The following is a 26,826-nucleotide window of genomic DNA, read 5'->3' as shown; positions in this document are numbered from 1 at the left end:
AAAATCAAATTGATTCGACGTTTGCTCTCACGCTCTCACTTTTCGTTTGCATCTTCCTGTTTATCGACGTTTGGGGAGTGGTAGCAACTGTTAGAGTAGAGTGAGAACAAAACTGCTACAAATATTTTATTGTAGCATTTATCTTTCTAGTAATAGCGAATATTTTGCTATTGTAACATGAATTCTGTATAACCAGCAAGTATTAGCAGGAATCGGTAATCTTATTCTGGAAATGGCTATCTATTATGAATGTAATCAACACTATACAGATGATACTGCCATAGAGAAAATCAATCAATTTCGTATAATTATGAGAGAAAATGTCATAACAGGAATATCACCAGAAGAAGTTGCCCAACAAATCAATATGGGATATTCTCGATTTAGAAAACTTTTCAAAGAGTATACTAACGTTTCACCAGCATGATTTATATCAGAATTAAAATTCCAAAAGGCTAAAAACTTATTACTTAATTCATCTATGAATGTAAAAGAGATAGGCTATATGGTCGGATATAAAGACACAGCCGATTTAGAAAACGACGACAAATAATCATTTCAAATCGGTCATACGTTCTATTATACTATTTCATCATTTTGTATAGGACTTCACTGTATCGACCATTGCCAATATATTTTCTACCGGAGTTCCGGCCTGCACGTTGTGACACGAACAACAAATATAACCTCCATCTTTACCTAAAGTATCGAGACATTTTTTAGTTTCTTCAATCACTTCGCTGACAGTTCCCATCGGCAAAGTCCGCTGATTCTCTACTCCTCCATGAAAAATCAGATTATTCCCATATTGTAGTTTCAAGTTTGCCCTGTCCATACCCGGACAAACATGCTGTATCGGATTCAATATGTCTATTCCACATTCTATCAATCCCGGAATCAAAGGAAAAACAGCCCCATCTGTATGATATAATACTTTTTTTCCGTAACTGTGGATAAGGTCACACCACTTCTTGAGCCTATGCTTAAAATGCACCTCCCATGAATCCAACGAGATCAGCATGCTATCCTGCATTCCCATATCATCACTTATAAAAACAATATCTAGTTCGTCATCCAATTCCGTAAGCATCCGTTCCAGCATTACTGTTTGAATTGCATCGATACGTTCTACTGTCGCATCCAGGAATTCCGGATTTGCCAAAGTATCCATCAAAGCGTTTTCCAAGCCACGCATCTGGCAATATATTTCAAAATGAGAAATCCAGGGACCTATCGTTGCAAAATTCCAGAAACGGGCCTCTTTTGCTAATGCTTTTGCTCCTGCATAATCAAATTTATCCGGATCAGGCCAAGAAGGATAATAAAGCAATTGGGACGGATCCATGTAATCTGCAATTGGCGGATTGATATATTCTTGGTAGGTAGCCAAACCGGCCTTTACTATTCGGGTCGGTACCCCCCACATGGTTATCTCACCACTATCATTCGGATCGAAGAAACGTCCTCCGTAACCGGGAAATATCCAAACTATTTTATCTATTCCCAACTGATGATAAACAGCCAATTCGTCTTGGACTGAAGTGTATTTGCGAAGAGAATCAAGAACTTCGGGCGTACACCAAAGATCTACTGGCGGACGATCGACGGACTGGCGGTTTATAGTTGCCCAAATACGTTCTTTAGGAGTCATGTTATCCATTATATGATTAGTTTACAAATTACTTATTCAATATTGATTATTCTTGTTTTTCACCTTGCGATATATACATGTCAGATTGTTACAAATTGCACATGAGTAACTACTTTTCTTTACCTTTTTACCAATCCCTATAATACCACTTACTGATTTTATAGGAATCATCAGGCAACTCTCCGAAAGCATAATATCACATTGATTGGAAGGTAACAATGAAAAAAGTTGTTTCTGATCATCTATAGGCCAATTACAATAACCGGGACTATAGCGATTAGTTATATTCATTCCATCCTTTTGCATCTGTTTTTCTAGTGCCGCCTGAATAAAATCCATTGATTTCTCGACTAACGCACTTCCAAAAGTATCTACAATATATCCTTTCAGATAGTCTCCTTCTTTATTATATCTCCGGGCATCTTCCGTAAATCCTTGCCCAGCGGTACAGATAAAAACAACCATCCGTTCTGCCCCTTCCATCAATTTGCAAATTTTATGTGACGTCTTTAAAATCCGGTTTTCTATCCTTATCTCGCCCGTTTCCGGAAACCTTTCGATATCTTCAAAAATGGCATACCCTCCTTTTATGTCGGAGATTTCATGTAACCTCCCATAGATGTCCGATACATCGCTCACTACCGGATTATCCGGTGAACAATCCGTTTCGTGCAGCATGTCCAGAACATCATTGGGAAGAATCCCTGTTTCCCAAATTGTGGGACTGTAATAAATAAATGTAGCCATCAAAGAGTGATCTATATTCTGTTATTAAAAAACAATAGTGCATTATAATATGCCTGAATATTTTCAATCGGGACACAAGGAGGTACATCACACCCCGTCGATAACACAAAATTCGGAAACCCCGCAGTCTGCTCCAATAAAGAGATTACTTCCCTTTCAATCTGTTGTGGTGACATCATACGAAGTACACCCACCGGATTTATATTACCCATAACCAAAACATCGGCCGGACATTGCTTCAGAACCTCAACCATCGATATCGCATTTCCAAAATGATAGGCTTTAGCACCTGTATACAACATGGCATCCGTACATTGACCGGTATTTCCACAGTTATGCAAGACCACCATAAACGAATCATCCTGTACATTATCAATAATCTCCTTTATATATAAAGAAGAGAACTGCAAACAATCTTCGTTGGACAACAATCCTGCTGCCGGCTCTGCAATTATAACACCGGAGCAACCGGTACGTTTTAGTTCCATGCAATAATTCTTTATAAAGTGGGAACACTTATCGAGTAATAAAGCAATAGCATCCGGTTCCAAATAACAAGCAATCATTATTTCGGACATTCCATACAATCTTCCAGCAAGAGAAAAAGGACCTATAACTCCTGCAAAAACAGGTTTATCGGTTATCATTTCGACAGCCCTTTTATTTGCCTGTATATATTCAGGTATTCTACCGGAAGTTAAAGAAGGAATCTGTAGCCCTTCTATTCCTGCAGAATCAACCAAACTTCCCAAGACATGTGGCATATCATTTTCCGGAAATGAAATAGAACTCCCGAAAGCCTCTGCCTCAACTGTCAAGTCCATTATCACAGTGGCTGCTTTCGAAGGATATTTTTTACCCAGTTCATGAATTGCCCGCGCATGTATCTCTCCGTTTTGAACAGCGTCCTTAACGGGAGCTCCTATCATTTCAATGCCGGGATGGGTCATAATAGGTATGGTACAACGTTCGCGTGCGCTTATTATATCCTTTATCCATTTATCAATATTCATACTGTTCCTTTTATGCGATCAACTTATCCAAAATCTCTACCAATGCCTGAGGTTCGTTAGTATAGTAATCAGCTCCTATCTTTTTTGCAAAATCATCATTCAACGGAGCACCGCCAACACAAGTTATTACTTCAGGAAACTCCGATTTAATCAACTTATTTATTTTTTCCATATTAACCATCGTGGTCGTAAGCAAAGCAGACATTCCGACAAATGCGCCCGGATTCATTTTGATGGCCTCAATAAACTTATCAGCAGTAACATCTACCCCCAAGTCTATTACTTCATAACCATTTCCTTCAGCAATCATACTCACCAAATTCTTTCCGATATCATGTAGATCACCTTCCACCGTACCAATGATTATTTTTCCCTTTCTTTTTACCGAACCATCCATAAAAAAACTTTTCAGATGTGCCATTGCTACATTCATCGCTTTGGCACTCATCAACACTTGCGGCACAAAAACCTTATTTTCACGGAATTTTGTTCCGATTCGTCCCATACCAACAATCAATCCCTTCGAAAGTACATCCGAAGGTGCAGTACCCTCTTCTAATGCCTGTAAAGTGAGTTCATCCGCACCTAATTGCCCTTTCATAGTTGGTGGATAAGGAGAACTTTGATTGATTTTCCCGTTTTCCACACATAATGCAATTTGTTCTAAAATATCATCCATTGTTTTATATCGTTAGAATGTTCATTATTTTATTTGCCATATACTCTAAAATTCATCGATGCTTTACAGTTATGTGTAAAGGAAGCTTTGCCGTCTTTTCCTATTTCTATATTTGTCGATTTATCTTGAATTACTAATTTGTATTTCAAAGCAGGATTTAATCCTTCAATCACAAACTGATAGTCGTCCGTAGAATCCATTTTCCATGAAATATCATTTTCGGAACAATGCTTCAATGTTACGCCAATCGGTAAAGACGATTTTCCACAAACTTTTAAGATTGTTTTTTCTTTATTCTGCGGATATACCATCAATCCTTCTTCAAAAGATGCACCGAAATTTTCCCGGCATTTTACTGTGAACTTATCCGTCTGCATCTCATAACCATCGACATTCAACTTGATACGATAATCAGTATTACGTAAGGTATAGTTGAATTCTGTCCCGTTAAGTATTTCAGGGATATTAGGTTCTAGCCCCATTCTGTTCCATTTTGGACGTATTCCATAAACATCTCTATAAAGAGCTGTTACACTGGTACAGATTCCCGCTAAAATATCAGAACCCTGTCCTTCTTGTGTCTTACGGCTATATCTTTGAGACGAAAGTCCGTCTTTTTTATACTGTGCCAGAATATTACGAATATATTTTAAAGCAATATGTTTATCGTATCCTACATACGCTCTAACTCCCAAATAACCCCAAGTAGGAAAGATATCTCCGTTTTCATAAGTCGGAAAAGGCCAGTTACCTGCTGAAACTTCCTCCCTTTTGAAAGAATCAAAACAAAGGGGCCAATGGAAAAGATTCTCAGCAGTAGTTCTCTTTTCAATTTGTTCCAATATTTGAGAAATTCGTTTCTTATTATCGCATAGGCCAAATGCAATCACAGCAAAATTGACCGGAGTCACTAGGTTATCTCCATGGACAGAGCCATCTTTATCCCTCCAATAAACATATTGTTTCTTCTCCGGTGACCAAAAACCGCCATCATGAATCGACTTGTTGAAGTTTTCTTTCAATTTCAAAGCTACAGTTGTATAATAATCAGCCTTTTCTTGATCTCCCAATACCCGCTCACAATCTGCCCACAGATTAAGAGCTCCGTACATCTGCGCATTGACAAATGCATTCTCAAAGCTTGCCCAAACGATATCCAGCCAATCGCTCGCTTTCTCTTCCTTTATGGAATTATTCATCATTTCGAAAATACCATTCCCATTCGAATCTCTCTTTATTAACCAATCAAGAGCTTTTTCACAACTTGCTTTATGAGATTGAAGCCATTCTTTATCGCCACACAAATCAAATTGTTCTGCTGCATTGATCACATAACCTGTTTGTGAGTCTATTGTATACCCCCACCTCGCTTCATAATATCCGGTTTTATAATTAAATGTTCCAGGAATCTGATCTTCACCTGCATTATGCCATCTGGATAACACACGTCCATCTTCTTTCATTGCATAATCTCTTTCCCGGTCCAATGTCAATGACATATTTCGTATGTAATTACCATCATTCAAAGCCATTCCAATCTGGGAAAAGAAAGGTTCATGCAGGCATTTCCAGTTAGTAGTCCATCCGTTGGCTCCGACAATACCATTATCTACCACTCCATATCTACCGGTAGTATTCATTAACTCGCGAACGGCCTCTGCATCTATACCGGGAAGGATTCCTCTTGAATATTCTACAGCATAATCTACATACTCCATTTCAAGTGTCAAGTTTACCGTTTCTTTTTGAACATCGAATGGAACAAACACATCTGATCTCTGATTGACAAAGCGATTTAAATTATATCGAGGTTCCAGTTCTTCACCTGTCACAAAATGGGTACAAACAAATTCATTCTTATCACTCTGTGAATATTTCGCCGCAATATGTTTACCTTCTGAAATGGCTTTGATTCGCAATGCATTTCCTGTATCAGGATTCCAAAAAGTGACTCCTCCGGTATGTATGCCATATGTATCATTCACCCCTCTCAAATATTTGCACCAGACCATTCCACCATTATCCAAGATTCCTCCTTTCCAAATGGAAAGGTTAGCAAAATTCCATTGAGGAAAAGCTGTTTCCTCCAATTTTGCCAGATTACTATATTTACGACTAATTTTCCATACTATTTTATTACCGACTAATTCAAAGTTCCATGACTCATTCACGTTTATCGACTGATCTCCATAAATGATATTTTTTATAGAAATCTTATTATCTGACTTCTCAACTTTTACTTCTTCTACACTGATAGTTGAATTAAATAGCCCACCTTTTGTACTAAAGCCGGTAAATATGCCTGATGCAGACAAAACGTTTTTACCTTTTACATTCAATTGCGTTATTTTACAACCATTTGAATAGTCAAGTTGCAAAACAAGCTTTTGTTCAGGATCAGAAATAGTTATTTTCTTTAATGCCGGATCATGAGACATGTCATTCCGGGCATAAGATTTTAGAGTAAACACAAATATCGCCAATAGAGAAAAGGTCAATAGTAGTCTCGTATTCATGAATTAAATTAATTAAGTTAGTAATGAAAACGCTAATATAACAAATCAGAGACAAAGGTCCATATATTTTTTTTCTTTGAAACATGAGGATTTGCTTTTTATACATGACAATATGATACAATCTACAAAAAAGTTATAAGATTGTTTTCTGAAGTTGAAAAGTCTTATGAAATGATTCTTTTTTTTAAAAGGTAAATGAAAAAGAATTGCTTTCCCACCGGAATTTAAATACCGGCAGCAAAGCAATTCTTCTAATGTAAACTTATTAAAATATTAGTATATTTATAGAAAATACTGTCCTTCTTCCTTCAGTCTCTTGCGTAAGAAATTAACATCAATCTTGTGGACATCATTTTTTGTTTGTTTGATAGCGTGCACAGCAGCCATTCCCGCAGCTTCACCAGTCACCAGACATGGTGGCATTACTCGTAAGCTACCAAAAGCTTCTTCGTCGGTAGATATGCAACGTCCCGCTGTCAAAACATTTTTCAAGCCCTTAGGAGTCAGACAACGATAAGGTATTCCATGAGATTCTCCTTTATTGTAACGTGTAGCTTTATGACCGGGTTTATGAACATCAATATAATAACTATTACGGCCAATCTCGTCCTCAAATGTTTTACGGTCCATCCAGTCTTGGACAGTAAAGATATAATCACCCTCAATTCGACGACTATCTCTAACTCCTAGCAAAGAAGCTGTTTTCACGACAAAAGAACTACCAAAAGTTTGCGGTTGGAATTCCTTCATTGCTCCCAAATATTGTCCGGCTATCTGTCTACCCTTAATCATAGCTTGGGTAGTAGCCCAAGGATCTGTCGAGTCCACATTCACAAGATGTCCCGCATTAAACTGCACGACATCAGGGCTTATCAGATTACTACACAAATGGCTATCTATCAAAGGATATTTACCAGATGCAATAGCCGCATAGACCGGACTGTTTTTATTACTTGTATGCAGTGAGGGACCTGTCATATAACGATAGCTATCTACATTTGCCAATGAGAAACATAACGTAGAACTTTGTACATTCCCTTCATCATCTCCTCTTTTAAATGAAGCACCGGCCCAAGCCGCCAAATCCCCATCACCCGTTGCATCGATAAATACCTTTGCCTTAAAAGCAACAAGTCCAGACTTATTTGCCACAATAATGGCATCCACTTTATCATTGGCATCCATTTCCACAGCCGCTACACGTGAGAAGAAAAGTACTTGTGCTCCTGATTCTGTAACCATCTGGTCATAAACCGTCATCAAATGTTCCGGATTTATATTGACCCAGTTCAAATTCTGTTTTTTCTCATGCGGTACACCGGCTTTTGAAGCATTAAATATCTTCTCTGCCAAACCTCTATAAATGATCTTTTCGCCATCAGAAAACGGACACCATGCGGGCACCATCCCGGCTGTCCCCATTCCACCAAGTTGCCCCATAGCTTCAATAAGTAAGGTTTTAGCCCCTTCTCTTGCGGCTGAAATCGCTGCAGTACAACCTCCCGGTCCTCCACCAACTACAATAACGTCCCATCGGTCATCTACTGCAACTTTAGCATTCTTCAAATTCATTTTGCGTTGTGGCATTTCTTCTCCTTGTGCATTGAGAGCTGGAGCAGCGAAAGCTGCCGTAATGAGTCCGGCTCTTTTAAAAAAATCTCTTCTTGAAGTCATAATAATCTGTTTTTCATTATATTTATGGTATCTATATGTAACTTATTTATAGTTGATGTTCTTAAACTATAGACCATAGGTTCTCCTTTATTTATTAAACTGCTAATGTAATTTTTTTATTTTTAATATCAATCATATTTTTCGATACTTTTGCAATTTAGGACAGTATAACTCTTGTCAAAATGTTTGTTATAGCAGGTTAATCCTAATAAATAGTTTACAATGAAACTCTAAAATCACTTTATGTACTAGGTTTATAGTGGTAAAACAATTATCTTTGCTACATGTTTATTAGGAGTGTATACTCATTTCAAAAAGAATTTTATGACAAAAGCTTTATTTTTTGATATAGACGGAACGTTAGTTAGTTTTGAGACTCATCGTATCCCGACATCTACCATTAAAGCATTGGAAGAAGCCCATGCTAAAGGTAATAAGATTTTTATTGCTACCGGACGTCCCAAAGCTATCATCAATAATCTTTCTGAATTACAAGATCGTAACCTGATTGATGGATATATAACGATGAACGGTGCTTATTGCTTTGTCGGTAATGAAGTTATTTATAAAAGCGACATTCCGCATGATGAAGTAGAAGCAATGGCGACATTCTGCGAAAAGAAAGGAGTTCCCTGCATTTTTGTAGAAGAACATCATATTTCAGTTTGCCAACCTAATGAATTGGTAAAGCAAATTTTCTATGATTTTCTACATGTAAATACAATCCCAACTGTTTCTTTTGAAGAGGCAACCAGCAAAGAAATCATCCAAATGACTCCTTTTATCACTGAAGAGGAAGAGAAGGAGGTGCGTCCCTATATTCCAACTTGCGAAGTAGGACGTTGGTATCATGCCTTTGCCGATATTACAGCCAAAGGTGTTACCAAACAAAAGGGTATTGACGAAATAATCCGCTTCTTTGGAATAAAACTGGAAGATACAATGGCTTTCGGAGACGGAGGCAACGATACCAGTATGCTACGCCATGCAGCTATCGGAGTAGCCATGGGACAAGCAAAGGAAGATGTAAAAACTGCAGCAGATTATATCACGACTCCTGTTGATGAAGATGGAATCAGTAACGCAATGAAACATTTTGGAATTATTGATTAATCGGAGTTGTAGCATCAAAAAATGAGCATAGATACCAGCAATGCAGCTTTTCAGGATGCTCTCAACCTGATCCAATATACCCGCCAATCGGTTTTTCTTACTGGGAAAGCGGGTACTGGAAAATCAACATTCCTGCGTCATATCTGCGAACAGACCAAAAAGAAACACGTGGTTCTCGCACCGACCGGTATTGCCGCGATCAATGCCGGAGGGAGTACTATGCACAGTTTTTTTAAACTGCCATTTTATCCTTTATTACCAGATGATCCGAATTTAAGTTTGCAACGCGGACGTATCCACGAATTTTTCAAATATACCAAGCCACACCGCAAACTGTTGGAACAGATTGAACTCGTGATTATCGACGAGATTTCAATGGTACGGGCGGATATCATTGATGCGATTGATCGTATTCTACGTGTATATTCTCACAATTTACGGGAACCTTTCGGGGGAAAACAAATCTTGTTGGTAGGAGACATATTCCAATTGGAACCTGTCGTAAAGAATGACGAACGGGAAATATTATACCGTTCCTACCCTACTCCTTATTTTTTCTCTGCACGTGTATTCAACCAAATTGATCTTGTATCCATCGAGCTTCAAAAAGTATATCGTCAGACTGACCAGGTGTTTGTCAATGTCCTCAATCATATTCGTACCAATAATGCCGGAGCTGCCGACTTGCAACTTCTAAATACTCGTTACGGAACCCAGATTGAAGAATCGGAAGTTGATATGTATATTACTCTGGCTACCCGAAAGGATACGGTCGCTTCTATTAACGACAAGAAGTTAGCCGAACTTCCGGGAGAGTCGATCACTTTTGAAGGAAGTATTGAAGGGGATTTTCCTGAAAGCAGTCTTCCAACTTCACAAGAACTCGTATTAAAACCCGGAGCGCAGATCATTTTTATCAAGAATGATTTCGACCGCCGATGGGTAAATGGCACTATTGGAGTCATTGCCGGTATTGACGAAGAGGAAGAAACGATTTACGTCATAACCGATGATGGCAAAGAGTGTGACGTGAAGCGGGAGTCATGGCGCAATATTCGTTATCGTTACAACGAGAAAACAAAAGAGATAGAAGAAGAAGTATTGGGTAGTTTCACACAATACCCGATTCGTCTGGCATGGGCTATTACTGTCCATAAAAGCCAGGGATTAACCTTTAGCCGGGTAGTTATAGATTTTACAGGGGGGGTGTTTGCAGGAGGACAAGCTTATGTAGCTCTCAGCCGTTGTACCTCACTAAATGGTATTCAATTGAAAAAGCCCATTAATCGGGCAGATATCTTTGTCCGACCGGAAATAGTAAATTTTGCCAGACGCTTCAATGACCGACAAGCGATTGATAAAGCTTTGAAACAGGCACAAGCCGATGTGCAATATGCTGCTGCCGGTCGTGCTTTCGATAAGGGAGACATGGAAGAGTGTCTGGAACAATTCTTTCTTGCCATTCATTCACGGTATGATATCGAGAAACCCGTTGCCCGTCGTTTGATCCGCCGTAAACTTGGTATTATCAATACCTTAAAAGAGCAAAACAAAAATCTCAAAGAACAAATGAAAAAACAACAGGAACAATTGCGCGAATATGCTCATGAATATGTTTTGATGGGAAATGAATGTATCACCCAGGCACATGATGAACGAGCTGCTCTTGCCAACTACGACAAAGCTCTTAGTCTCGATCCCAATTATCTGGATGCATGGATTAGAAAAGGGATTACCCTTTTCAACCAAAAACAATATTTCGATGCCGAAAATTGTTTTAATACGGCTGTCAATCTGAGACCTACTGAATTTAAAGCTGTGTATAATCGGGGAAAACTCCGACTGAAACTTGACAACACAGAAGGTGCTATTGCCGATCTGGACAAAGCAACTTCACTGAAACCGGAACATGCAGGTGCTCATGAACTCTTTGGTGATGCCCTGCTGAAAGTTGGAAAAGAAGAGGAAGCTGCCTTACAATGGCGCATTGCTGAAGAAATCAGAAAGAAGAAACCATAAAAATCATTTGGTTTTTACAATTGAAAACGTAACTTTGTGCAACTCTTCGTTGTTTAATAGCTGATTAGATAGATTTAATACTTGTTATATGAAGAAATTTATTTTATTGTTTCTTTCCATCTGCTGGCTGACTGCCTGTAGTGACGATACAGATTTCAATATCTCCTCGGAAGAGGAAGTTGTAATAGATAACACGACACCTGACTTTTCAGAAGGTGATGTTGTGAAAGGTCTAATGAGAATCAAACTAAAAGAAGAACCGAAAGAACAGGTTACTGTCAGAAGTATCAACGGCAAAGTTTCCACCGGAATACGGGCTTTGGATGGTTCTGCTTCTATCCTGAAGGTTACCCGAATGGAACGCACTTTCCCTTATTCAGAGAATTACGAAGAACGTACACGCAGGGAAGGATTACATCTTTGGTATGACGTATGGTATTCAGAAGAAGTAGCAACGACTCGTGCTGTAAATAATATCAAAATATTGGATGGAATAGAGATCGCTTGTCCTGTTCATAAAGTTTCAACCAGAGCTGCTGTACTTCCCTGGGATGACCCGTATATTGATAAACAATGGAACTTTTATAACCCGGGAACTGAGGATTGGCAAGTAGCCGGTGCAGATATCCGGTTGGCAGATGTATGGAAACAATACAACGGAAATCCAAACATCATCGTAGCAGTAGTAGACGAAGGTGTGGATGTAACTCATCCGGATTTATATGATAATTTATGGATAAATCCGAATGAAATCCCAGGAAATGATCTAGATGATGATGGGAATGGATATATAGATGATATATATGGTTACAATTTTGCAGCTAATAGTTCTCATATAAGCCCTTATAGCCATGCTACACATGTAGCAGGAATTATAGGAGCCGTTAATAATAACGGAAAAGGAGTATGTGGAATTGCAGGCGGAAACGGTACTCCAAACAGTGGAGTAAAGATCATGTGTTGCCAAATGCTTGATGGTTACCGTGATCCGAAAGGTGCTACTGCCATCAAATACGCAGCAGACAACGGAGCTATCATTTGCCAAAACAGTTGGGGATATGACAATAACAGTTCATTAGATCCTGTCGATAAAGAAGCTATTGATTATTTTATTAAATATGCTGGCTGTGACAATGATGGCAACCAATTACCTGACAGCCCTATGAAGGGAGGCCTTGTTCTTTTTGCTACGAATAACAACAATAGTTCCAATCCTAAAAATGCGACTCCGGCAGACTATGAAAAAGTGATAGGAGTGGCAGCGATAGGTGCTGATTATAAAAAAGGTTCTTACTCTAATTACGGTGACTATATAGATATATGTGCTCCGGGCGGAGAAAACAAAAAGTTGAATCCTAACAATATTGTACTTGATAAAGAAATATATAGTACATTCTCATATGGTACATACAACTATCTATATGGAGCTTCTATGGCATGTCCCCATGTTTCCGGTGTAGCTGCCCTTGTTATAGAAAAGTATGGAGTTGGGAAAAAGGGCTTTACAGCAGAACAACTAAAAGAAATTCTGTTAAGCACTGCTTATGACGTAGATTCTTACAACCCGAACTATATCGGTCAATTAGGTAATGGATGTGTGAATGCAAAGGCAGCTCTACAAGCAGAACTACCCAATATTGAAACCAACAGTAAAAACTTTCTTTTAAAATCGAACCCAGTTACCAATGGAATGTTATTATTCCGTGTTAATTATGAATTGGGAGGAAATGCAACTGTTACAATTTATAATAATCTGGGCAACAAAGTATTCCGTAAAAGTATTACTGCTAAACAGTATATGACTACTTCGCTGGATATAAGTAAATTAGCGGGAGGATATTATACGATGGAATACGAATGTAATGGCAAAAACATTAAAGAGAGGTTCATTAAATATTAAATTAAACCGAATATATACATATGAAAAAAATAGTGCTCAGTATCCTTATCCTTACTTTCACATGGTATGTAAAAGCACAGGATGATTTAGCTCCCATCAATACTGGAGCAGTCAATTTCCTTACTATTACCCCTGATGCACGTAGTGCAGGAATGGGAGGTGCAAGTGTTGCACTACCCGGCAACAATAATGCAGTCTTTTATAACGGAGCAACATCTATTATCAGCCTTGAAAATGGAGGTATCACTTATACCTTTGCACCTATCATGCGCGATTATGATTCCGAACATTCTTTAAACAGTTTTGGCGGTTTTTATAAAGTCAATCAACGCAATGTCATTTTGGGTGGATTCCGTTATTACAATTATCCCTCTTTGGATGTATTAAATAGTAATAATGGAAAATACGAAAGTATAAGTCCTAAAGAATGGGTGATTGATTTGGGATACGCACGCGAAATAATTCCTAACTTAGCTGTATCGGCAACAGCCAAACTGATCCATTCTGATATGGGTCGTTTTGGAGGCGCTAAAAGTGCTAATGCCTTTGCTGTTGATTTTGGTGCTATTTATCGAAGAAGTTTTAAATTTCTGGATGATGCAAGTTGGACAGCCGGAGTTCAATTTAGTAATCTTGGTTCAAAAGTCAAGTATCTGAATACGAAAGAAAGTCTGCCTGCTTTTGTTAAAGCCGGCGGTTCGGTCGATTTATCTTTTAATCAGAACCACCGATTGATAGTGGCTGCCGATTTAGGTTACAGAATGATTCCTTCTGATGTACGGTCGCTCGGAGTCAGTGCAGGAGCTGAATATACTTTAGTGGAACATTTCAAATTCCGCGGAGGATATCATTATGGAGACAAAAAGAAAGGAGATGCAAGTTATGCTACAGCAGGCTTAGGAGTACATTATCTTGGGGGAAAAGTCGACTTTTCATGGTTGTTTGCAGAGAAGAATATTCCTATGAGAAACTCTTACTGGTTATCTTTAGGTTACACTTTCTAACAGAAGTTATTATTTACTCAACAATAAAAAAGTCGTTTTATGAAAAAAGGTTTGAAAATCGCAGCTATCACAGTAGGAGTCATTATTATACTTATGCTCCTCATTCCCTTTGCCTTCCAGGGTAAAATAGCAGGGATTGTAAAAACAGAAGGCAATAAAATGCTTAATGCACAATTTGATTTTAAAGACCTAAGTATTAGCTTATTCCGAGATTTTCCACAGGCTTCTGTCATTCTGGAAGATTTCTGGCTGAAAGGTATAGGTGAATTTGCTAATGATACTCTTGTACAAGCAGGAAAAGTAACTGCTGCTATCAATCTGTTTTCTCTTTTTGGAGATAGCGGATACGATATTTCAAAAATTTCCATTGAAAATACTCGTCTACATGCTATTGTTCTTCCCGACGGACGTACCAATTGGGAGATTATGAAACCCGATTCAACGGAAAACTTAAATACATCTGAGGAAAATGCAGAAGAATCCTCTCCTTTCAAAGTTAAATTACAACGTTTTGTAATCAAGAATATGGACTTGATTTATGATGACCAACAAGGCAAAATGTATGCGGATATCCGCAAGTTCAATGCTCTATGTGCCGGAGATTTAAGTAGTGATCACACCACTCTGAAGTTGGAAGCTGCCACTGAAGCACTAACTTATCAAATGAATGGAATTCCTTTTCTTGTTAATGCTAAGATTTCTACAAAAATGGACGTAGATGCAAATCTGGCCAATAATAAATACGCATTAAAAAATAATACCTTCCAGCTTAATGCTATTAAAGCAGGTATCGATGGATGGATTGCTTTAGAAGATCCGGCAATCGACATGGATTTGAAACTTAATACCAATGATATAGGGTTCAAAGAGATTCTGTCACTAATTCCTGCCATCTATGCAACAGAATTTTCCAGCTTAAAGACAGATGGAACTGCCACACTTACCGCATCTGCTAAAGGTATTTTACAGGGAGACACTGTTCCTTCATTCAACATTGATATGCAAGTCAAAAACGCCATGTTCCGTTATCCTGCTTTACCGGCAGGTGTAGACCAAATCAATATCAGTGCCAATGTACAGAATCCGGGAGGTAATATTGACCTGACCACTATCAACATCAATCCTTTCAGTTTTAATCTGGCAGGCAATCCGTTTAAACTGATAGCTGACGTAAAGACGCCGATCAGTGATCCGGACTTCAAAGCAGAAGCGAAAGGTATACTCAACCTGGGGATGATCAAACAGGTTTATCCAATGAATGACATGGCTCTGAATGGCACGATTAATGCTGATATGCAGATGTCCGGACGACTTTCTTATATAGAAAAGGAACTATATGATAATTTCAAAGCATCCGGTACGATCAATCTGACGGATATGAAACTCAAAATGAAAGATATGCCGGATGTAGAAATAAAGAAATCACTCTTTACTTTTACTCCTCAATATCTCCAACTGAGCGAAACGACCGTCAATATGGGCAAGAATGACATTACGGCCGACAGCCGTCTTGAAAACTATATAGGCTACGCATTGAAAGGTACTACTTTAAAAGGCAATCTTAATATTCATTCGAATTATTTTAATCTGAACGATTTTATGACTGCGTCCACTGATAGTACAGCTACTGCCTCTACTGCGGGAGAGATCTCCGCAACTGATTCCATTCCGGCAAAAGGCATTTTCGAAGTTCCCCGCAATCTTGATCTTCAAATGGATGCAAACTTAAAGCAAGTCTTGCTTGATAAAATGGCATTCAACAATATGAACGGCAAACTTATCATTAAGGATGGAAAAGTAGATATGAAGAACCTCTCCATGAATACAATGGGAGGTAATGCAGTTATGAATGGTTACTACTCTACTGCCAACGTGAAGAAACCGGAAGTAAAAGCTGGTTTCAAACTCACAGATATCAGCTTTTCGCAAGCATACAAAGAGCTGGATATGATACAGAAACTCGCTCCTATTTTTGAGGAGCTGAAAGGTAATTTCTCCGGTGATATCAATATACTGACTGATTTGGATGCAACTATGAGTCCGGTATTAAATACTCTACAAGGAGATGGTAGCTTATCTGTACGTGACCTTAGCCTTAGCGGAGTAAAATCCATTGATCAGATTGCCGATGCCATCAAACAACCAAGCCTTAAAGATATGAAGGTGAAAGATATGAAAATAGATTTCACAATCAAAGATGGTAGAGTCAATACCCAACCTTTCGATATCAAAATGGGAGATTATACATTGAATCTTTCCGGTAGCACTGGTCTGGATCAAACGATTGATTATACAGGTAAGATCAAACTTCCCGCTTCTGCTAGCTTTGCTAAAATATCGACGGTAAATCTGAAAATAGGTGGTTTATTTAGTTCTCCCAAAGTCAGTGTCGATATGAAGAGTATGGCGAATCAAGCCATTGAATCTGCAGCCGAAGAAGCAATCGATCAATTAGGTAAAAAGCTAGGTCTAAACAGTGGCTCCAATGTGAATAAAGATTCTGTCAAACAAAAAGCGACAGAGAAAGCTTTAGATCTCTTGAAGAAGTTAAAATAGATAAAAAGTAAACTTATGCTTTTAAAACTATATGATAAAAATAATAATCTGCAAGATTTGCAACATGTTATTGACATCTTAAATGATGGCGGACTTATCATTTATCCTACTGATACGACGTATGCCATTGGTTGCCACGGACTGAAAGAACGTGCTATCGAACGTATCTGCCGAATCAAAGATATCGATCCGCGCAAAAACAATTTATCTATCATCTGTTATGATTTAAGCAGTATCAGTGAATACGCCAAAGTGGACAATAGCGTATTCAAACTGATGAAACATAATCTTCCCGGTCCGTTCACATTTATTCTGAATGGAACAAACCGTTTGCCCAAAATCTTCCGTAACCGGAAAGAAGTAGGTATTCGTATGCCGAACAACAATATTATACGTGAAATAGCTCGCCTATTGGATGCTCCCATTATGACTACTACTCTTCCTTACGAGGAGCATGAGGAACTGGAATATATGACTGATCCGGAATTAATAGATGAAAAATTCGGAGATATCGTAGATCTGGTAATTGATGGAGGTATCGGAGGAATAGAATCATCAACAATTGTAAAATGTACAGATGATGAACCGGAAATAGTCCGACAAGGTAAAGGCTGGTTGGAAGAAATCTAAGAGACATGAAATAATTATTAATAAAAAATGGGCTGCCATCATCAAACGCAAGGCAGCCCATTTCTTATTTCAATTAAGAATTATCGACTACTTAATTAATGATTCCGGATCCAAATGCCCAGCTTCAATATCTTTGAAATAACGGTAAGTACCCACCCGCAGTTCTTCAGTAGCAGCATCATCACAAACGATGATTCCTTTTTCATGCATCTGTAAAGCACTAATTGTCCACATTTGAGTGATTGGTCCCTCTACTGCTTGATACAATGCACGAGCCTTGTTATGACCATTTACGATAATCATCACTTCCTTAGCAGAAAGTACAGTACCTACACCTACAGTTAAAGCTGTTTTAGGAACTTTATTAATATCATTATCAAAGAAACGGGAATTGGCAATAATCGTATCTGTAGTCAGCGTTTTTTGACGGGTACGTGAAGTTAAAGAAGATCCCGGTTCATTGAAAGCAATATGTCCGTCAGGGCCGATACCACCCATGAAAAGGTCGATACCACCATAAGACTTAATTTTTTCTTCATAACGTGCACATTCTGCATCCAAATCAGGAGCATTACCATTCAGAATATTAGTATTCTCCGGTTTGATATTAATGTGGCTAAAGAAATTATTCCACATAAATGAATAATAACTTTCCGGATGTTCTTTCGGTAATCCTACATATTCATCCATGTTGAATGTTACAACATTCTTGAAAGAAACGATTCCTTTTTTATTCAGGTCGATCAAAGCTTTATACATACCTAAAGGAGAAGATCCGGTAGGGCAGCCCAATACAAATGGTTCATCGGGAGTTGGATTGGCAGCTTTTATTTTTGCAGCAACATAATGTGCAGCCCACAGAGATACGGACTGATAGTCCGGCTGAATAATAAGTCTCATAAGTCGATTATTTTATAGGTTAGTCAATAAATTTATCTATCACTATTAACGTTTTTCTTCAAACGGTCCGCCATGGCACGAGCCAAATTCTCACATTGAGTATAGGTAATATCCTGCATTGCCTGTTTCATTTCCACCGGATTGCCTACCAACTCAAATTTACTTTTTTCAGCAAATTCAGCCATACGCTTCACAGCAGCACCTGCCCATGTGAAAGATCCGAACATTCCCAAATAACGTCCTTTAAGCTCACGCACTAAAATCTTAGATAATAGAGATTCCACTTCTGGGAAAATCTGATTGCTATAAGTAGGAGAACCAATAATTAATCCCTTATACCGGAAAATATCCGCTATAATATAAGATGGGTGACTCTTCGTCACATTGTGCATTACAATATTTTTAATACCTTGTGCAGAAAGTTCTGCAGCAATTGCTTCAGCCATTTGTTCCGTATTTCCGTACATGCTACCATAAGCTATCACTACGCCTTCGTCAGCATCATAACGGCTCAAACGGTCATAAATGCCAATCACTTTCGCTATATTCTCCGTCCAAACAGGTCCATGTGTAGAACAAATAGTAGATATAGGAAGTCCTCCCAATTTCTGCAAAGCTTTTTGAACGGGACTACCATATTTCCCTACAATATTAGAATAATAACGAATCATCTCTCCCCAATATTTATCCAGATTCATACGGGTATCCAAGAAACCGCCATCCAGCGTACCGAAACAACCGAATCCATCGCCAGAAAAGAGAACACCGTCTGTCTCATCAAATGTCATCATCGTTTCCGGCCAATGCACCATAGGAGTCATATAAAAACGAAGTTTATGATGACCTAAAGCAAGGAAATCTCCGTCTTTTACCAGATATTGTTCACCAGTCACTCCATAGAAACCTTCAATCATACCGAATGTTTGTTTATTACCTACGATAATAATATTCGGATAATGTGCTTAATCAATCGGATAGATCCTGAATGATCCGGTTCCATGTGATTTATAATCAAATAATCTATAGGACGTTCGCCGATCACTTGTTTGATTTTCCGCAGATATACCTCAAAATAACAAACATCAACTGTATCAATCAATGCAATCATTTCATCATCAATCAGATAAGAGTTATACGAAACTCCGTAGGGTAAAGGCCACATTGATTCAAAACGATGTTTGCTACGGTCATTCACTCCCACATAGTGGATATTTCCTTTAATTCTTGTTTTCTGTTCCATTCTTCAACTTTAATTAATTTAGCCTCACCACTTGATATCTGTTAAAGTCTGATATCTATTCAATGGTGAACTTATCATCTGCAAAAATAACTCTTTTTTCTGAATCCTTATATCTCTTCCCCTGATAAGCCCCCCTTTCTTTCATTCTTTTTTGCAAACGAGTTACAAATTCATAATTTTTTAATCCCCAATCCGGAGCAATCAACAATTCTTTAGGAGATTGAGAAATAAAACGCTCTATTACCAAATCAGGACGTAAATGTTCCACATAGTCAATTACCAGATCAATATACTCATCAACCTTCATAAATAAATGAAAGTCAGATGGATTATCCATATATTCCTTCGCCATACGAGTTCCACGTATCAACTGTAATTGATGAATTTTTAAAGTTGAGATTGGCAACTCTGAAAGAACTTCTGCTTGCATTACCATTGTATCATGAGTTTCGACGGGAAGTCCCAGAATTATATGTCCCCCGGTTAAAATGCCACAATCAGCAGTACGCCGAACTGCTTCAACTGTATCCTTATAAGTATGTCCCCTGTTAATGCGCTGCAAAGTCTCATCAAAAGTACTTTCCATTCCATATTCTACCATTAGAAAAGTATGTCGGTTCAGTTCTTCCAAATACCGCAGTAAATCTTCCGTCATACAATCCGGTCGCGTACCAATAACCAGACCGACTACCCCTTCAACTTCCAAAGCCTCTTCATATTTTCGTTTCAATCCTTCCAACTCCGCATACGTATTCGTATAAGCTTGAAAATATGCCAAATATTTCATTTCCGGATATTTATAAGCAAAAAAGCGTTTCCCTTCTTCCAACTGAACAGCAATGGATTTTTCTGTCCGACAATAGTCCGGATTGAACGTCTGATTATTACAATAAGTACACCCTCCCCAGCCTTTTGTACCATCACGATTGGGACATGTAAAACCTGCATTCAATGATATTTTTTGTACCTTGTAAGAAAAATACTTCTTTAGAAAAGTTGGGAAGTCATTATATAAAAGATTCTCATTCATATACTTCTGGATTACTTCTTAGTTGAATTGACAAAGGTAGTAAAAATCGATAAGTCCTAAAAATCATTCCAAAATATATTCAATATATCAAAATATTCATAAAGTTTATAAGATATTTTAATATATGTAGCCGATTATAAAAATTATTAATTAATTTTGCCTAGATTTTAGGCAATGATGAGAGGACACTTGTGAAAGTATTGTGCAATTTATTCCCCAATTATGATTTCATCTCACCATACCCCATGCAACTCTCGTCAAAAAATTTCCTCTTTATATCCTAGATAAGGACGTAAAGAGGATTTTTTAAGGCTTTGTATTAAGACTCATTATGATATATAAATAATCAACTGTCAATAAAGAGCATACACTTTATTAGATATAAAAATACAGATAAAAACTTTTTTTTATTCAAATTTCTATTTAAGCTTTTAATTCCGTATTGTTTTCCTTATTTTTGCTTAAACATTAAAACAATTACTATGAAACGACTAATTATTTTGTGCTTTCCAAAAATTTCTGAACAGCTCGTCGCTAACCGGAAATTCTAATAAAAAATTATTTTTTATTAGTAACATCACTCTAAATGAATCACTAATAGTAAAATGTTGGAATAAGTACTCTTTTCCCGATATTTAAAGAGAATCGAATCAGTTAAACAAAATCTAAAGCTATAAAGTAATGATAAAACAGTGGATAATAGCATGTTTTGCAGTAACCTGTACATTCCAAACACAGGCACAGAACAATACATCAGAACAGTATCCTTATCAGGATATCAAACTCTCAGCCGAACAACGGGCAGATGACTTACTCCAACGACTAACGTTGGAAGAAAAAGTATCTTTAATGCAAAATGCGTCGCCAGCCATTCCACGTTTTGGAATTAAGCCATATGAGTGGTGGAGCGAAGCTCTTCATGGCATAGCACGTGCCGGACGGGCTACTGTTTTTCCTCAATCTATCGGTATGGCCGCCTCTTTCGATGATGTTTTGCTTTATGAGGTTTTCAATGCTGTATCAGATGAAGCACGTGCCAAGAATCGCAATTTTAATGAGAAAGGACAATATGATCGTTATCAAGGCCTAACAGTATGGACTCCTAATATCAATATCTTCCGTGACCCGCGCTGGGGACGTGGACAAGAAACCTACGGAGAAGATCCTTACCTGACAGGGCGAATGGGTATGGCCGTAGTCAGAGGTTTACAAGGACCGGAAGATGCCAAATATAATAAACTTCATGCCTGTGCCAAACATTATGCCGTACATTCCGGTCCGGAATGGAACCGCCATAACTTCAATGCTGAAAATATAGATCCCAGAGATTTATGGGAAACTTATCTTCGGGCGTTTAAAGACTTGGTACAAAAAGCTGGAGTAAAAGAAGTGATGTGTGCTTACAACCGTTTTGAAGGTGATCCATGTTGTGGAAACAAACATCTGCTCACGCAGATTCTTCGTAACGAATGGGGATACAAAGGGATTGTTGTTTCTGACTGTGGAGCAATTGGAGATTTCTTCCAACCTCACCATCACAATACTCACCCGGATGCGGCACATGCTTCTGCAGATGCTGTTCTGAGTGGTACTGATCTTGAGTGTGGAGATAACTACAGGAGTATTACAGAAGCTGCAAAACAAGGATTAATTTCAGAAGAAAAAATCAATACTTCTGTCAGAAGGTTATTAAAAGCACGTTTCGAATTAGGAGAAATGAATCCAACTCATCCCTGGTCGGAGATACCTTATTCAGTAGTTGATTGCCCCAAACATAAAGAATTGGCGCTAAAAATGGCACGTGAAAGTTTAGTGCTGTTACAAAACAAAAATAATCTACTCCCATTAAACCGTCAGATGAAAATCGCTGTGATCGGCCCAAATGCTAATGATTCTGTCATGCAATGGGGTAATTACAATGGTTTCCCGTCACATACTGTCACTTTATTGGAAGGAATCAGAGCTAAACTACCTCAGGCACAAATTATTTATGAACTTATATGTGGACTGACAGATGCTATCCATTCAAAAGATAATACTGCACAGAAATCTGTTCTGAACGAACAAGCACTTATGGACAAAGTGAAAGATGCGGACGTTATCATTTTTGCCGGAGGTATCTCGCCACAATTGGAAGGAGAAGAAATGGATGTATCAGTTACCGGATTCAAAGGTGGTGACCGCACAGACATCGAATTGCCGGCTATTCAACGTGAAGTTCTTTCTCTTCTAAAGAATAATGGAAAGAAAGTTGTATTCATTAATTTCTCAGGTTCGGCAATGGCAATTGTCCCCGAGAGTCAGAACTGTGACGCTATTCTGCAAGCTTGGTATCCCGGTCAGGCAGGTGGATCAGCTATTGCAGATGTACTTTTTGGAGATTATAACCCATCCGGACGTCTTCCTATTACATTCTATAAAAATTTGGAACAATTACCGGATTATGAAAATTATTCGATGAAAGGACGTACTTACCGTTATATGACTGAGGAACCGCTATTTCCTTTCGGCTATGGATTGAGTTATACACGCTTTTCTTACGGAAAGGTTAAGTTGAATCAATCAAAACTACATAAAGGAGAAAAAGTTATTCTCACTATTCCGATAAAGAATGTCGGACAACAGAATGGAGAAGAAGTTGTACAAGTTTACATTAGTCGCCCAGACGATAAGGAAGGACCACAAAAGACTCTTCGGGCTTTCCAGCGAGTGAATATAGCTAAAGGTGAAAAACAGAATGTAAATATTGAGCTTCCTTATGATTCATTCGAATGGTTTGATTCAACTACCAATACTATGTATCCCATTGATGGAACATATAAAATATATTATGGGAGCAGTTCGAAGGCAAAAGATTTACAATCCATTAATATTCATATTCAATAAAATAGGTAGCCTAAATTTAAAAAATAATTGACCAAATTAAATTCAGGCTAGTTTACCTGTTTTTGAATCTAAATAGGATTAGCAGAATCTATAGTTATAGTTTGAAATAAAAAACATAGTTCAAAATAAAGAAGTAAATCGTAATTTAATTTATCTATCAAACGGTGAAACACTATGTCTACAATCCTACAAGACATTAACAAGATAAAACAAAGTTTATTGACCGAGTTAAATATACATTGACTTAATTCTGCCAATAGGAAACTAATAGTTAAATTATATGGAAAAGAGATTTTTCTTTATTAGCATGATTATGTTATTCACCATTTCTTCATTCTTAAAAACTCAAAAAATTGATGTTAATTCGGAAAAAGGGAAATATGATCTTATTGTCAATCAAAAAAAGGCTACCGAACACATCTATGACGTGATCTATAAGTTAAAAAAATAATATAGCAAAAGTAGCTTAACACGGTACATGGAGAAAAACAGAAAGTGACAATAGTTCTCTGATTTTTCCTTTGATTAATTTGGAACATAAAAAAGAACAATATGAGAGTGGAAATATGGAGCAATAGATATTAATGGTAAAATTGTTATCCTTCTAGAGTATTCTCATATCGGAAATCTCGAGAACAACCGAGCCCGAGCTTATAAAGACAGTAAATTAGGAATTATCAATTCTGAAGGAAAGGTTATTATTCCGATTGAATATACTAATATCGGGAATTTTGAGAACAACCGACCCCAGGCTTATAAAGACGGAAAAATTGGAATTATTAATTCTGAAGGAAAAGTTATTATTCCAATAGAATACACTAATATCGGAAATTTTGAAAACAATCGTTCCCACGTACATAAAGGTAAGAAACAAGGAATCATTAATTCTAAAGGAAAGGTTATTGTTCCGGTTGAATATAACTATATCGGAAGATTTCATAATGGCCATGCTAAAGCACAAAGAAATAATAAAATGATATTTATTGATGAGATGGGTAATGAAGTTTAATAATTCACTCAATGAATAATGATCAATGGGAGTACATTTTCTGTATCTCCCATTGTAATATTATTATCAGAGTTGAAGAAAGACAAAATTAAGCGTTTACACATATGACTTAAGAAGACAATATCCCTATACTTTTACTAATGTACTCGAAAAAATAAGGTTTCAAAACAGAATGAGAGAAGGGGGCACTCAGCACTTAAAACTATAATCCCAATCGTTCTTTCAACAATCTATATCCCGAAAGGCTCACCCGAAGTTTTATTCCATTTTTCAACAGCAATTGATAAGTTTCTTTTCCAAAAAGTTCTACACGTAAAATCTGTGTCACATTGACAATCGTTGAACGATGAACACGAACAAATATTTCTTGTGGCAAATGAGTCTCAAAATATTTCATCGTTTGCTCCTTCACGTATTCGCCTGAAGGAGTAATCAACATTACGTAGTCTCCACAAGCTTGGATATAAATTAATTCATCAGTCGTGATCAGGTGAATACGAGAACCATCTTTGACTGTAATACGATCTATCAACTCAACTTTAGGTGGCTCAAGTTCTTCTTCCAATTGTGAAACAATAGTCTCCTTTGTCATTTTCTGATTTTGAACTTCTTCATTTGCCACTATCAAACGATACCGAAGAAGAATTACCATCCAAGTAGGAATACCAAATAATAAACGAAAAGGGATTGTCGGTACAAAAGAGGTATAAGTAATACCCATAATGCGTTCCATCACATCGCAAACCATGAAACTGCCAGCCAACCAAATCAGAATACCTGTAACTAACACAATCACTTCAGCCTGCAACACAGAAACAAATCCCACGACAAACCATGCCAGATAACCTAATGCCATCAACCAACCAATTGTTGCAATAGCATCTATCACAGCAGGCACATAATCGGCTCCGGCATATCCGGACATCATAACCACTTGAATAATTACAAGAATCAGTCCCAGTGCCAATATAGGAATCCAACGGTAAGGATAATCTATAATCGGATGTACTTTCATATTTTAGTCTTTAACCTCAATGCCTCCGAAAGAAAGTGTTCCCCGAATCACCAATATACATTCTTTATTTATTTTCCCCCCCTGCCAACGTTTATCATCACATCCTCCAAAGAAAGTGTTGCATTTGAACACAACTTTCCAATCAGAAGGAACATAAATCTCAACTCCTCCCCAGCTACAGTCCAAGTCAATGTAGGTTTCTCCCGGTGCAATATGCGTATGCCGTAAATCAATCGTTGTCCCCCCAAAAGAGGTGTGTACTGCCGCTCCTTTGAAAAGTTCATCAAGTACAGCATGTCGTGCTGTCCCCCAAACATTTTCGGAATGGAGGAAACCATCAACCGATTCACTTTGCTGTTGATTCTCCATAAAATTCATCCCCGGTCTTCTCTTATGTCTCATCCATTCTCTATGATGATGTGCCATAGGTCCATGTCCCCAAGGTCCCATGCGATGAGATTTGAAAAGCAAAAGAATACCTGCTATGATCAATGCCACAGGCCATACCATTGCCTGAGCATTTTCCGGTAGACACGAAAGTCCTCCAAGCAAAAAGTAAACTCCTATCAGCAATAAAATTAATCCGCTAATAATATGGCAGCGAAACATCGAATAAATACCTAGTATAATTAATAAGGAGTACCAGGATACGATAATATCGAATAAATCAGTAGTGATCCATCCTACATTACGAGCAAACAACAATATTCCCGAAATAATAAAAAGGGAAGCTATCAGAATTTTACCGGAAAAGCCTGCATCAGAAGATTTTTTTTGTATTGGTTCCATACTTTCTATGTTTATTGATTGATGGCTCAAAGATACATCATTTCTCTACTCTTCTACAGGTTTTTCTGTTGATTTACGGTCAATAAACCGATGAATGCCGGATAAAGATCGGCAAATAAAGAATGCAACTATCTGATATAAAAGGAACTGTTATTTTTTAACGTTACATATGCAACTCCTTTTTTTATTTCTTTTATTGCTATAAAATCCGTCTTCTCATTGTATTCGTTTTTTGATATAATTTCAGAAACTTCAGGGGGTAATTGATTTTCGTCTAAACAATACACTATCTGTGTTTTCTTACTGATCCCTTTATCCTTTAACATTTCGGTAACCTTCTTGGCCACAGTCATTCCTTTCATCTCCTTTACGGATTTAAGCTTAATCAAGACAACTCCATTTTTACCTTTCTCACCATAAAGCTCCAAAGCCTCTCTTCCTTTCAGGACTTTAAA

Annotated in this window: 20 protein-coding genes and 1 pseudogene; 9 read left to right on the top strand and 12 right to left on the bottom strand. The window is 37.7% G+C overall.

Annotation, left to right across the window (positions count from 1 at the left end):
- Window positions 1–232 precede the first annotated feature (232 nt).
- On the top strand, window positions 233–427 hold the full coding sequence (locus EJF25_RS24970) for a helix-turn-helix transcriptional regulator (RefSeq protein WP_125042493.1): 195 nt from the start codon (window positions 233–235) through the stop codon (window positions 425–427).
- A gap of 165 nt (window positions 428–592) precedes the next feature.
- On the opposite strand, the gene EJF25_RS20395 is transcribed toward EJF25_RS24970, so the two are convergent.
- The 6 genes from EJF25_RS20395 to EJF25_RS20370 form a co-directional block, all read right to left on the bottom strand.
- Window positions 593–1,660 (bottom strand): uroporphyrinogen decarboxylase family protein, encoded by a 1,068-nt coding sequence (locus EJF25_RS20395; protein WP_125042492.1) that lies wholly within the window; start codon window positions 1,658–1,660, stop codon window positions 593–595.
- A 27-nt stretch (window positions 1,661–1,687) separates the two neighbouring features.
- Window positions 1,688–2,398: a vitamin B12 dependent-methionine synthase activation domain-containing protein gene (locus tag EJF25_RS20390; protein ID WP_125042491.1), complete on the bottom strand. Its 711-nt coding sequence runs from the start codon at window positions 2,396–2,398 to the stop codon at window positions 1,688–1,690.
- Window positions 2,399–2,409: 11 nt separating this feature from the next.
- On the bottom strand, window positions 2,410–3,411 hold the full coding sequence (locus EJF25_RS20385; protein WP_125042490.1) for a uroporphyrinogen decarboxylase family protein: 1,002 nt from the start codon (window positions 3,409–3,411) through the stop codon (window positions 2,410–2,412).
- A 10-nt stretch (window positions 3,412–3,421) separates the two neighbouring features.
- The gene (locus tag EJF25_RS20380; RefSeq protein ID WP_125042489.1) at window positions 3,422–4,090 is read right to left on the bottom strand and encodes a cobalamin B12-binding domain-containing protein; all 669 of its coding nucleotides are present in this window, start codon (window positions 4,088–4,090) and stop codon (window positions 3,422–3,424) included.
- Window positions 4,091–4,119: 29 nt separating this feature from the next.
- Window positions 4,120–6,606, bottom strand: coding sequence for an alpha-L-rhamnosidase-related protein (locus EJF25_RS20375; protein ID WP_125042488.1), 2,487 nt, complete (start codon window positions 6,604–6,606; stop codon window positions 4,120–4,122).
- A gap of 282 nt (window positions 6,607–6,888) precedes the next feature.
- Window positions 6,889–8,280 (bottom strand): FAD-dependent oxidoreductase, encoded by a 1,392-nt coding sequence (locus EJF25_RS20370; protein WP_125042487.1) that lies wholly within the window; start codon window positions 8,278–8,280, stop codon window positions 6,889–6,891.
- Window positions 8,281–8,604: 324 nt separating this feature from the next.
- Here EJF25_RS20370 and EJF25_RS20365 point away from each other — a divergent pair, with 324 nt between their 5' ends.
- From EJF25_RS20365 to EJF25_RS20340, 6 genes are all read left to right on the top strand, one after another.
- Complete coding sequence (locus tag EJF25_RS20365; RefSeq protein ID WP_125042486.1) at window positions 8,605–9,393, top strand: Cof-type HAD-IIB family hydrolase; 789 nt, start codon at window positions 8,605–8,607, stop codon at window positions 9,391–9,393.
- A gap of 21 nt (window positions 9,394–9,414) precedes the next feature.
- Window positions 9,415–11,412 carry a tetratricopeptide repeat protein gene (locus EJF25_RS20360; RefSeq protein WP_125042485.1) on the top strand — a complete coding sequence of 666 codons (1,998 nt, stop codon included), beginning with the start codon at window positions 9,415–9,417 and terminating at the stop codon, window positions 11,410–11,412.
- Between the two features lie 88 nt (window positions 11,413–11,500).
- On the top strand, window positions 11,501–13,312 hold the full coding sequence (locus EJF25_RS20355) for a S8 family serine peptidase (protein WP_125042484.1): 1,812 nt from the start codon (window positions 11,501–11,503) through the stop codon (window positions 13,310–13,312).
- 20 nt (window positions 13,313–13,332) lie between these two features.
- Complete coding sequence (locus EJF25_RS20350; protein WP_125042483.1) at window positions 13,333–14,316, top strand: PorV/PorQ family protein; 984 nt, start codon at window positions 13,333–13,335, stop codon at window positions 14,314–14,316.
- 39 nt (window positions 14,317–14,355) lie between these two features.
- Window positions 14,356–16,872, top strand: coding sequence for an AsmA-like C-terminal region-containing protein (locus EJF25_RS20345; protein WP_125042482.1), 2,517 nt, complete (start codon window positions 14,356–14,358; stop codon window positions 16,870–16,872).
- Between the two features lie 15 nt (window positions 16,873–16,887).
- Complete coding sequence (locus EJF25_RS20340) at window positions 16,888–17,502, top strand: L-threonylcarbamoyladenylate synthase (RefSeq protein WP_125042481.1); 615 nt, start codon at window positions 16,888–16,890, stop codon at window positions 17,500–17,502.
- An 87-nt stretch (window positions 17,503–17,589) separates the two neighbouring features.
- Here EJF25_RS20340 and nagB read toward each other — a convergent pair whose 3' ends face one another.
- The 3 genes and pseudogenes from nagB to mnmL all read right to left on the bottom strand — a co-directional run bounded on the left by nagB (window position 17,590) and on the right by mnmL (window position 20,672).
- Complete coding sequence (gene nagB / locus EJF25_RS20335; protein WP_125042480.1) at window positions 17,590–18,402, bottom strand: glucosamine-6-phosphate deaminase; 813 nt, start codon at window positions 18,400–18,402, stop codon at window positions 17,590–17,592.
- Window positions 18,403–18,434: 32 nt separating this feature from the next.
- Window positions 18,435–19,642 (bottom strand): annotated as a pseudogene (locus tag EJF25_RS20330) (FprA family A-type flavoprotein).
- A 55-nt stretch (window positions 19,643–19,697) separates the two neighbouring features.
- Window positions 19,698–20,672, bottom strand: a complete 975-nt coding sequence (gene mnmL / locus EJF25_RS20325) for a tRNA modification radical SAM protein MnmL/YtqA (protein ID WP_125042479.1) — start codon at window positions 20,670–20,672, stop codon at window positions 19,698–19,700.
- A gap of 681 nt (window positions 20,673–21,353) precedes the next feature.
- Here mnmL and EJF25_RS20320 point away from each other — a divergent pair.
- Both EJF25_RS20320 and EJF25_RS26670 read left to right on the top strand, forming a co-directional pair.
- A complete protein-coding gene (locus EJF25_RS20320) occupies window positions 21,354–23,558 on the top strand; it encodes a glycoside hydrolase family 3 C-terminal domain-containing protein (protein ID WP_125042478.1) in 2,205 nt (734 codons plus the stop codon).
- Between the two features lie 574 nt (window positions 23,559–24,132).
- Window positions 24,133–24,567 carry a WG repeat-containing protein gene (locus EJF25_RS26670; RefSeq protein WP_370685734.1) on the top strand — a complete coding sequence of 145 codons (435 nt, stop codon included), beginning with the start codon at window positions 24,133–24,135 and terminating at the stop codon, window positions 24,565–24,567.
- A 202-nt stretch (window positions 24,568–24,769) separates the two neighbouring features.
- Here EJF25_RS26670 and EJF25_RS20305 read toward each other — a convergent pair whose 3' ends face one another.
- The 3 genes from EJF25_RS20305 to EJF25_RS20295 all read right to left on the bottom strand — a co-directional run bounded on the left by EJF25_RS20305 (window position 24,770) and on the right by EJF25_RS20295 (window position 26,799).
- Window positions 24,770–25,582, bottom strand: a complete 813-nt coding sequence (locus EJF25_RS20305) for a LytTR family DNA-binding domain-containing protein (protein WP_125042477.1) — start codon at window positions 25,580–25,582, stop codon at window positions 24,770–24,772.
- Window positions 25,583–25,585: 3 nt separating this feature from the next.
- Entirely contained in the window at window positions 25,586–26,371 is a 786-nt protein-coding gene (locus EJF25_RS20300) for a LiaF transmembrane domain-containing protein (protein WP_125042476.1), read from the bottom strand.
- Between the two features lie 128 nt (window positions 26,372–26,499).
- On the bottom strand, window positions 26,500–26,799 hold the full coding sequence (locus EJF25_RS20295; RefSeq protein ID WP_125042475.1) for a hypothetical protein: 300 nt from the start codon (window positions 26,797–26,799) through the stop codon (window positions 26,500–26,502).
- Window positions 26,800–26,826: the final 27 nt, after the last annotated feature.

Source organism: Bacteroides faecalis (assembly GCF_003865075.1).
GTDB classification, from domain to species: Bacteria; Bacteroidota; Bacteroidia; order Bacteroidales; family Bacteroidaceae; genus Bacteroides; species Bacteroides faecalis.
Note: the sequence above shows the minus strand (reverse complement) of the source record. Positions and strands in the feature narration are given on the sequence as shown.

What these genes read in the sequence shown, in the direction of transcription:
- EJF25_RS24970 (WP_125042493.1), top strand. Translation starts at nt 233, where the DNA reads ATGGCTATCTATTATGAATGTAATCAACACTATACAGATGATACTGCC.
- EJF25_RS20395 (WP_125042492.1), bottom strand. Translation starts at nt 1,660, where the DNA reads ATGGATAACATGACTCCTAAAGAACGTATTTGGGCAACTATAAACCGC.
- EJF25_RS20390 (WP_125042491.1), bottom strand. Translation starts at nt 2,398, where the DNA reads ATGGCTACATTTATTTATTACAGTCCCACAATTTGGGAAACAGGGATT.
- EJF25_RS20385 (WP_125042490.1), bottom strand. Translation starts at nt 3,411, where the DNA reads ATGAATATTGATAAATGGATAAAGGATATAATAAGCGCACGCGAACGT.
- EJF25_RS20380 (WP_125042489.1), bottom strand. Translation starts at nt 4,090, where the DNA reads ATGGATGATATTTTAGAACAAATTGCATTATGTGTGGAAAACGGGAAA.
- EJF25_RS20375 (WP_125042488.1), bottom strand. Translation starts at nt 6,606, where the DNA reads ATGAATACGAGACTACTATTGACCTTTTCTCTATTGGCGATATTTGTG.
- EJF25_RS20370 (WP_125042487.1), bottom strand. Translation starts at nt 8,280, where the DNA reads ATGACTTCAAGAAGAGATTTTTTTAAAAGAGCCGGACTCATTACGGCA.
- EJF25_RS20365 (WP_125042486.1), top strand. Translation starts at nt 8,605, where the DNA reads ATGACAAAAGCTTTATTTTTTGATATAGACGGAACGTTAGTTAGTTTT.
- EJF25_RS20360 (WP_125042485.1), top strand. Translation starts at nt 9,415, where the DNA reads ATGAGCATAGATACCAGCAATGCAGCTTTTCAGGATGCTCTCAACCTG.
- EJF25_RS20355 (WP_125042484.1), top strand. Translation starts at nt 11,501, where the DNA reads ATGAAGAAATTTATTTTATTGTTTCTTTCCATCTGCTGGCTGACTGCC.
- EJF25_RS20350 (WP_125042483.1), top strand. Translation starts at nt 13,333, where the DNA reads ATGAAAAAAATAGTGCTCAGTATCCTTATCCTTACTTTCACATGGTAT.
- EJF25_RS20345 (WP_125042482.1), top strand. Translation starts at nt 14,356, where the DNA reads ATGAAAAAAGGTTTGAAAATCGCAGCTATCACAGTAGGAGTCATTATT.
- EJF25_RS20340 (WP_125042481.1), top strand. Translation starts at nt 16,888, where the DNA reads ATGCTTTTAAAACTATATGATAAAAATAATAATCTGCAAGATTTGCAA.
- nagB (WP_125042480.1), bottom strand. Translation starts at nt 18,402, where the DNA reads ATGAGACTTATTATTCAGCCGGACTATCAGTCCGTATCTCTGTGGGCT.
- mnmL (WP_125042479.1), bottom strand. Translation starts at nt 20,672, where the DNA reads ATGAATGAGAATCTTTTATATAATGACTTCCCAACTTTTCTAAAGAAG.
- EJF25_RS20320 (WP_125042478.1), top strand. Translation starts at nt 21,354, where the DNA reads ATGATAAAACAGTGGATAATAGCATGTTTTGCAGTAACCTGTACATTC.
- EJF25_RS20305 (WP_125042477.1), bottom strand. Translation starts at nt 25,582, where the DNA reads ATGAAAGTACATCCGATTATAGATTATCCTTACCGTTGGATTCCTATA.
- EJF25_RS20300 (WP_125042476.1), bottom strand. Translation starts at nt 26,371, where the DNA reads ATGGAACCAATACAAAAAAAATCTTCTGATGCAGGCTTTTCCGGTAAA.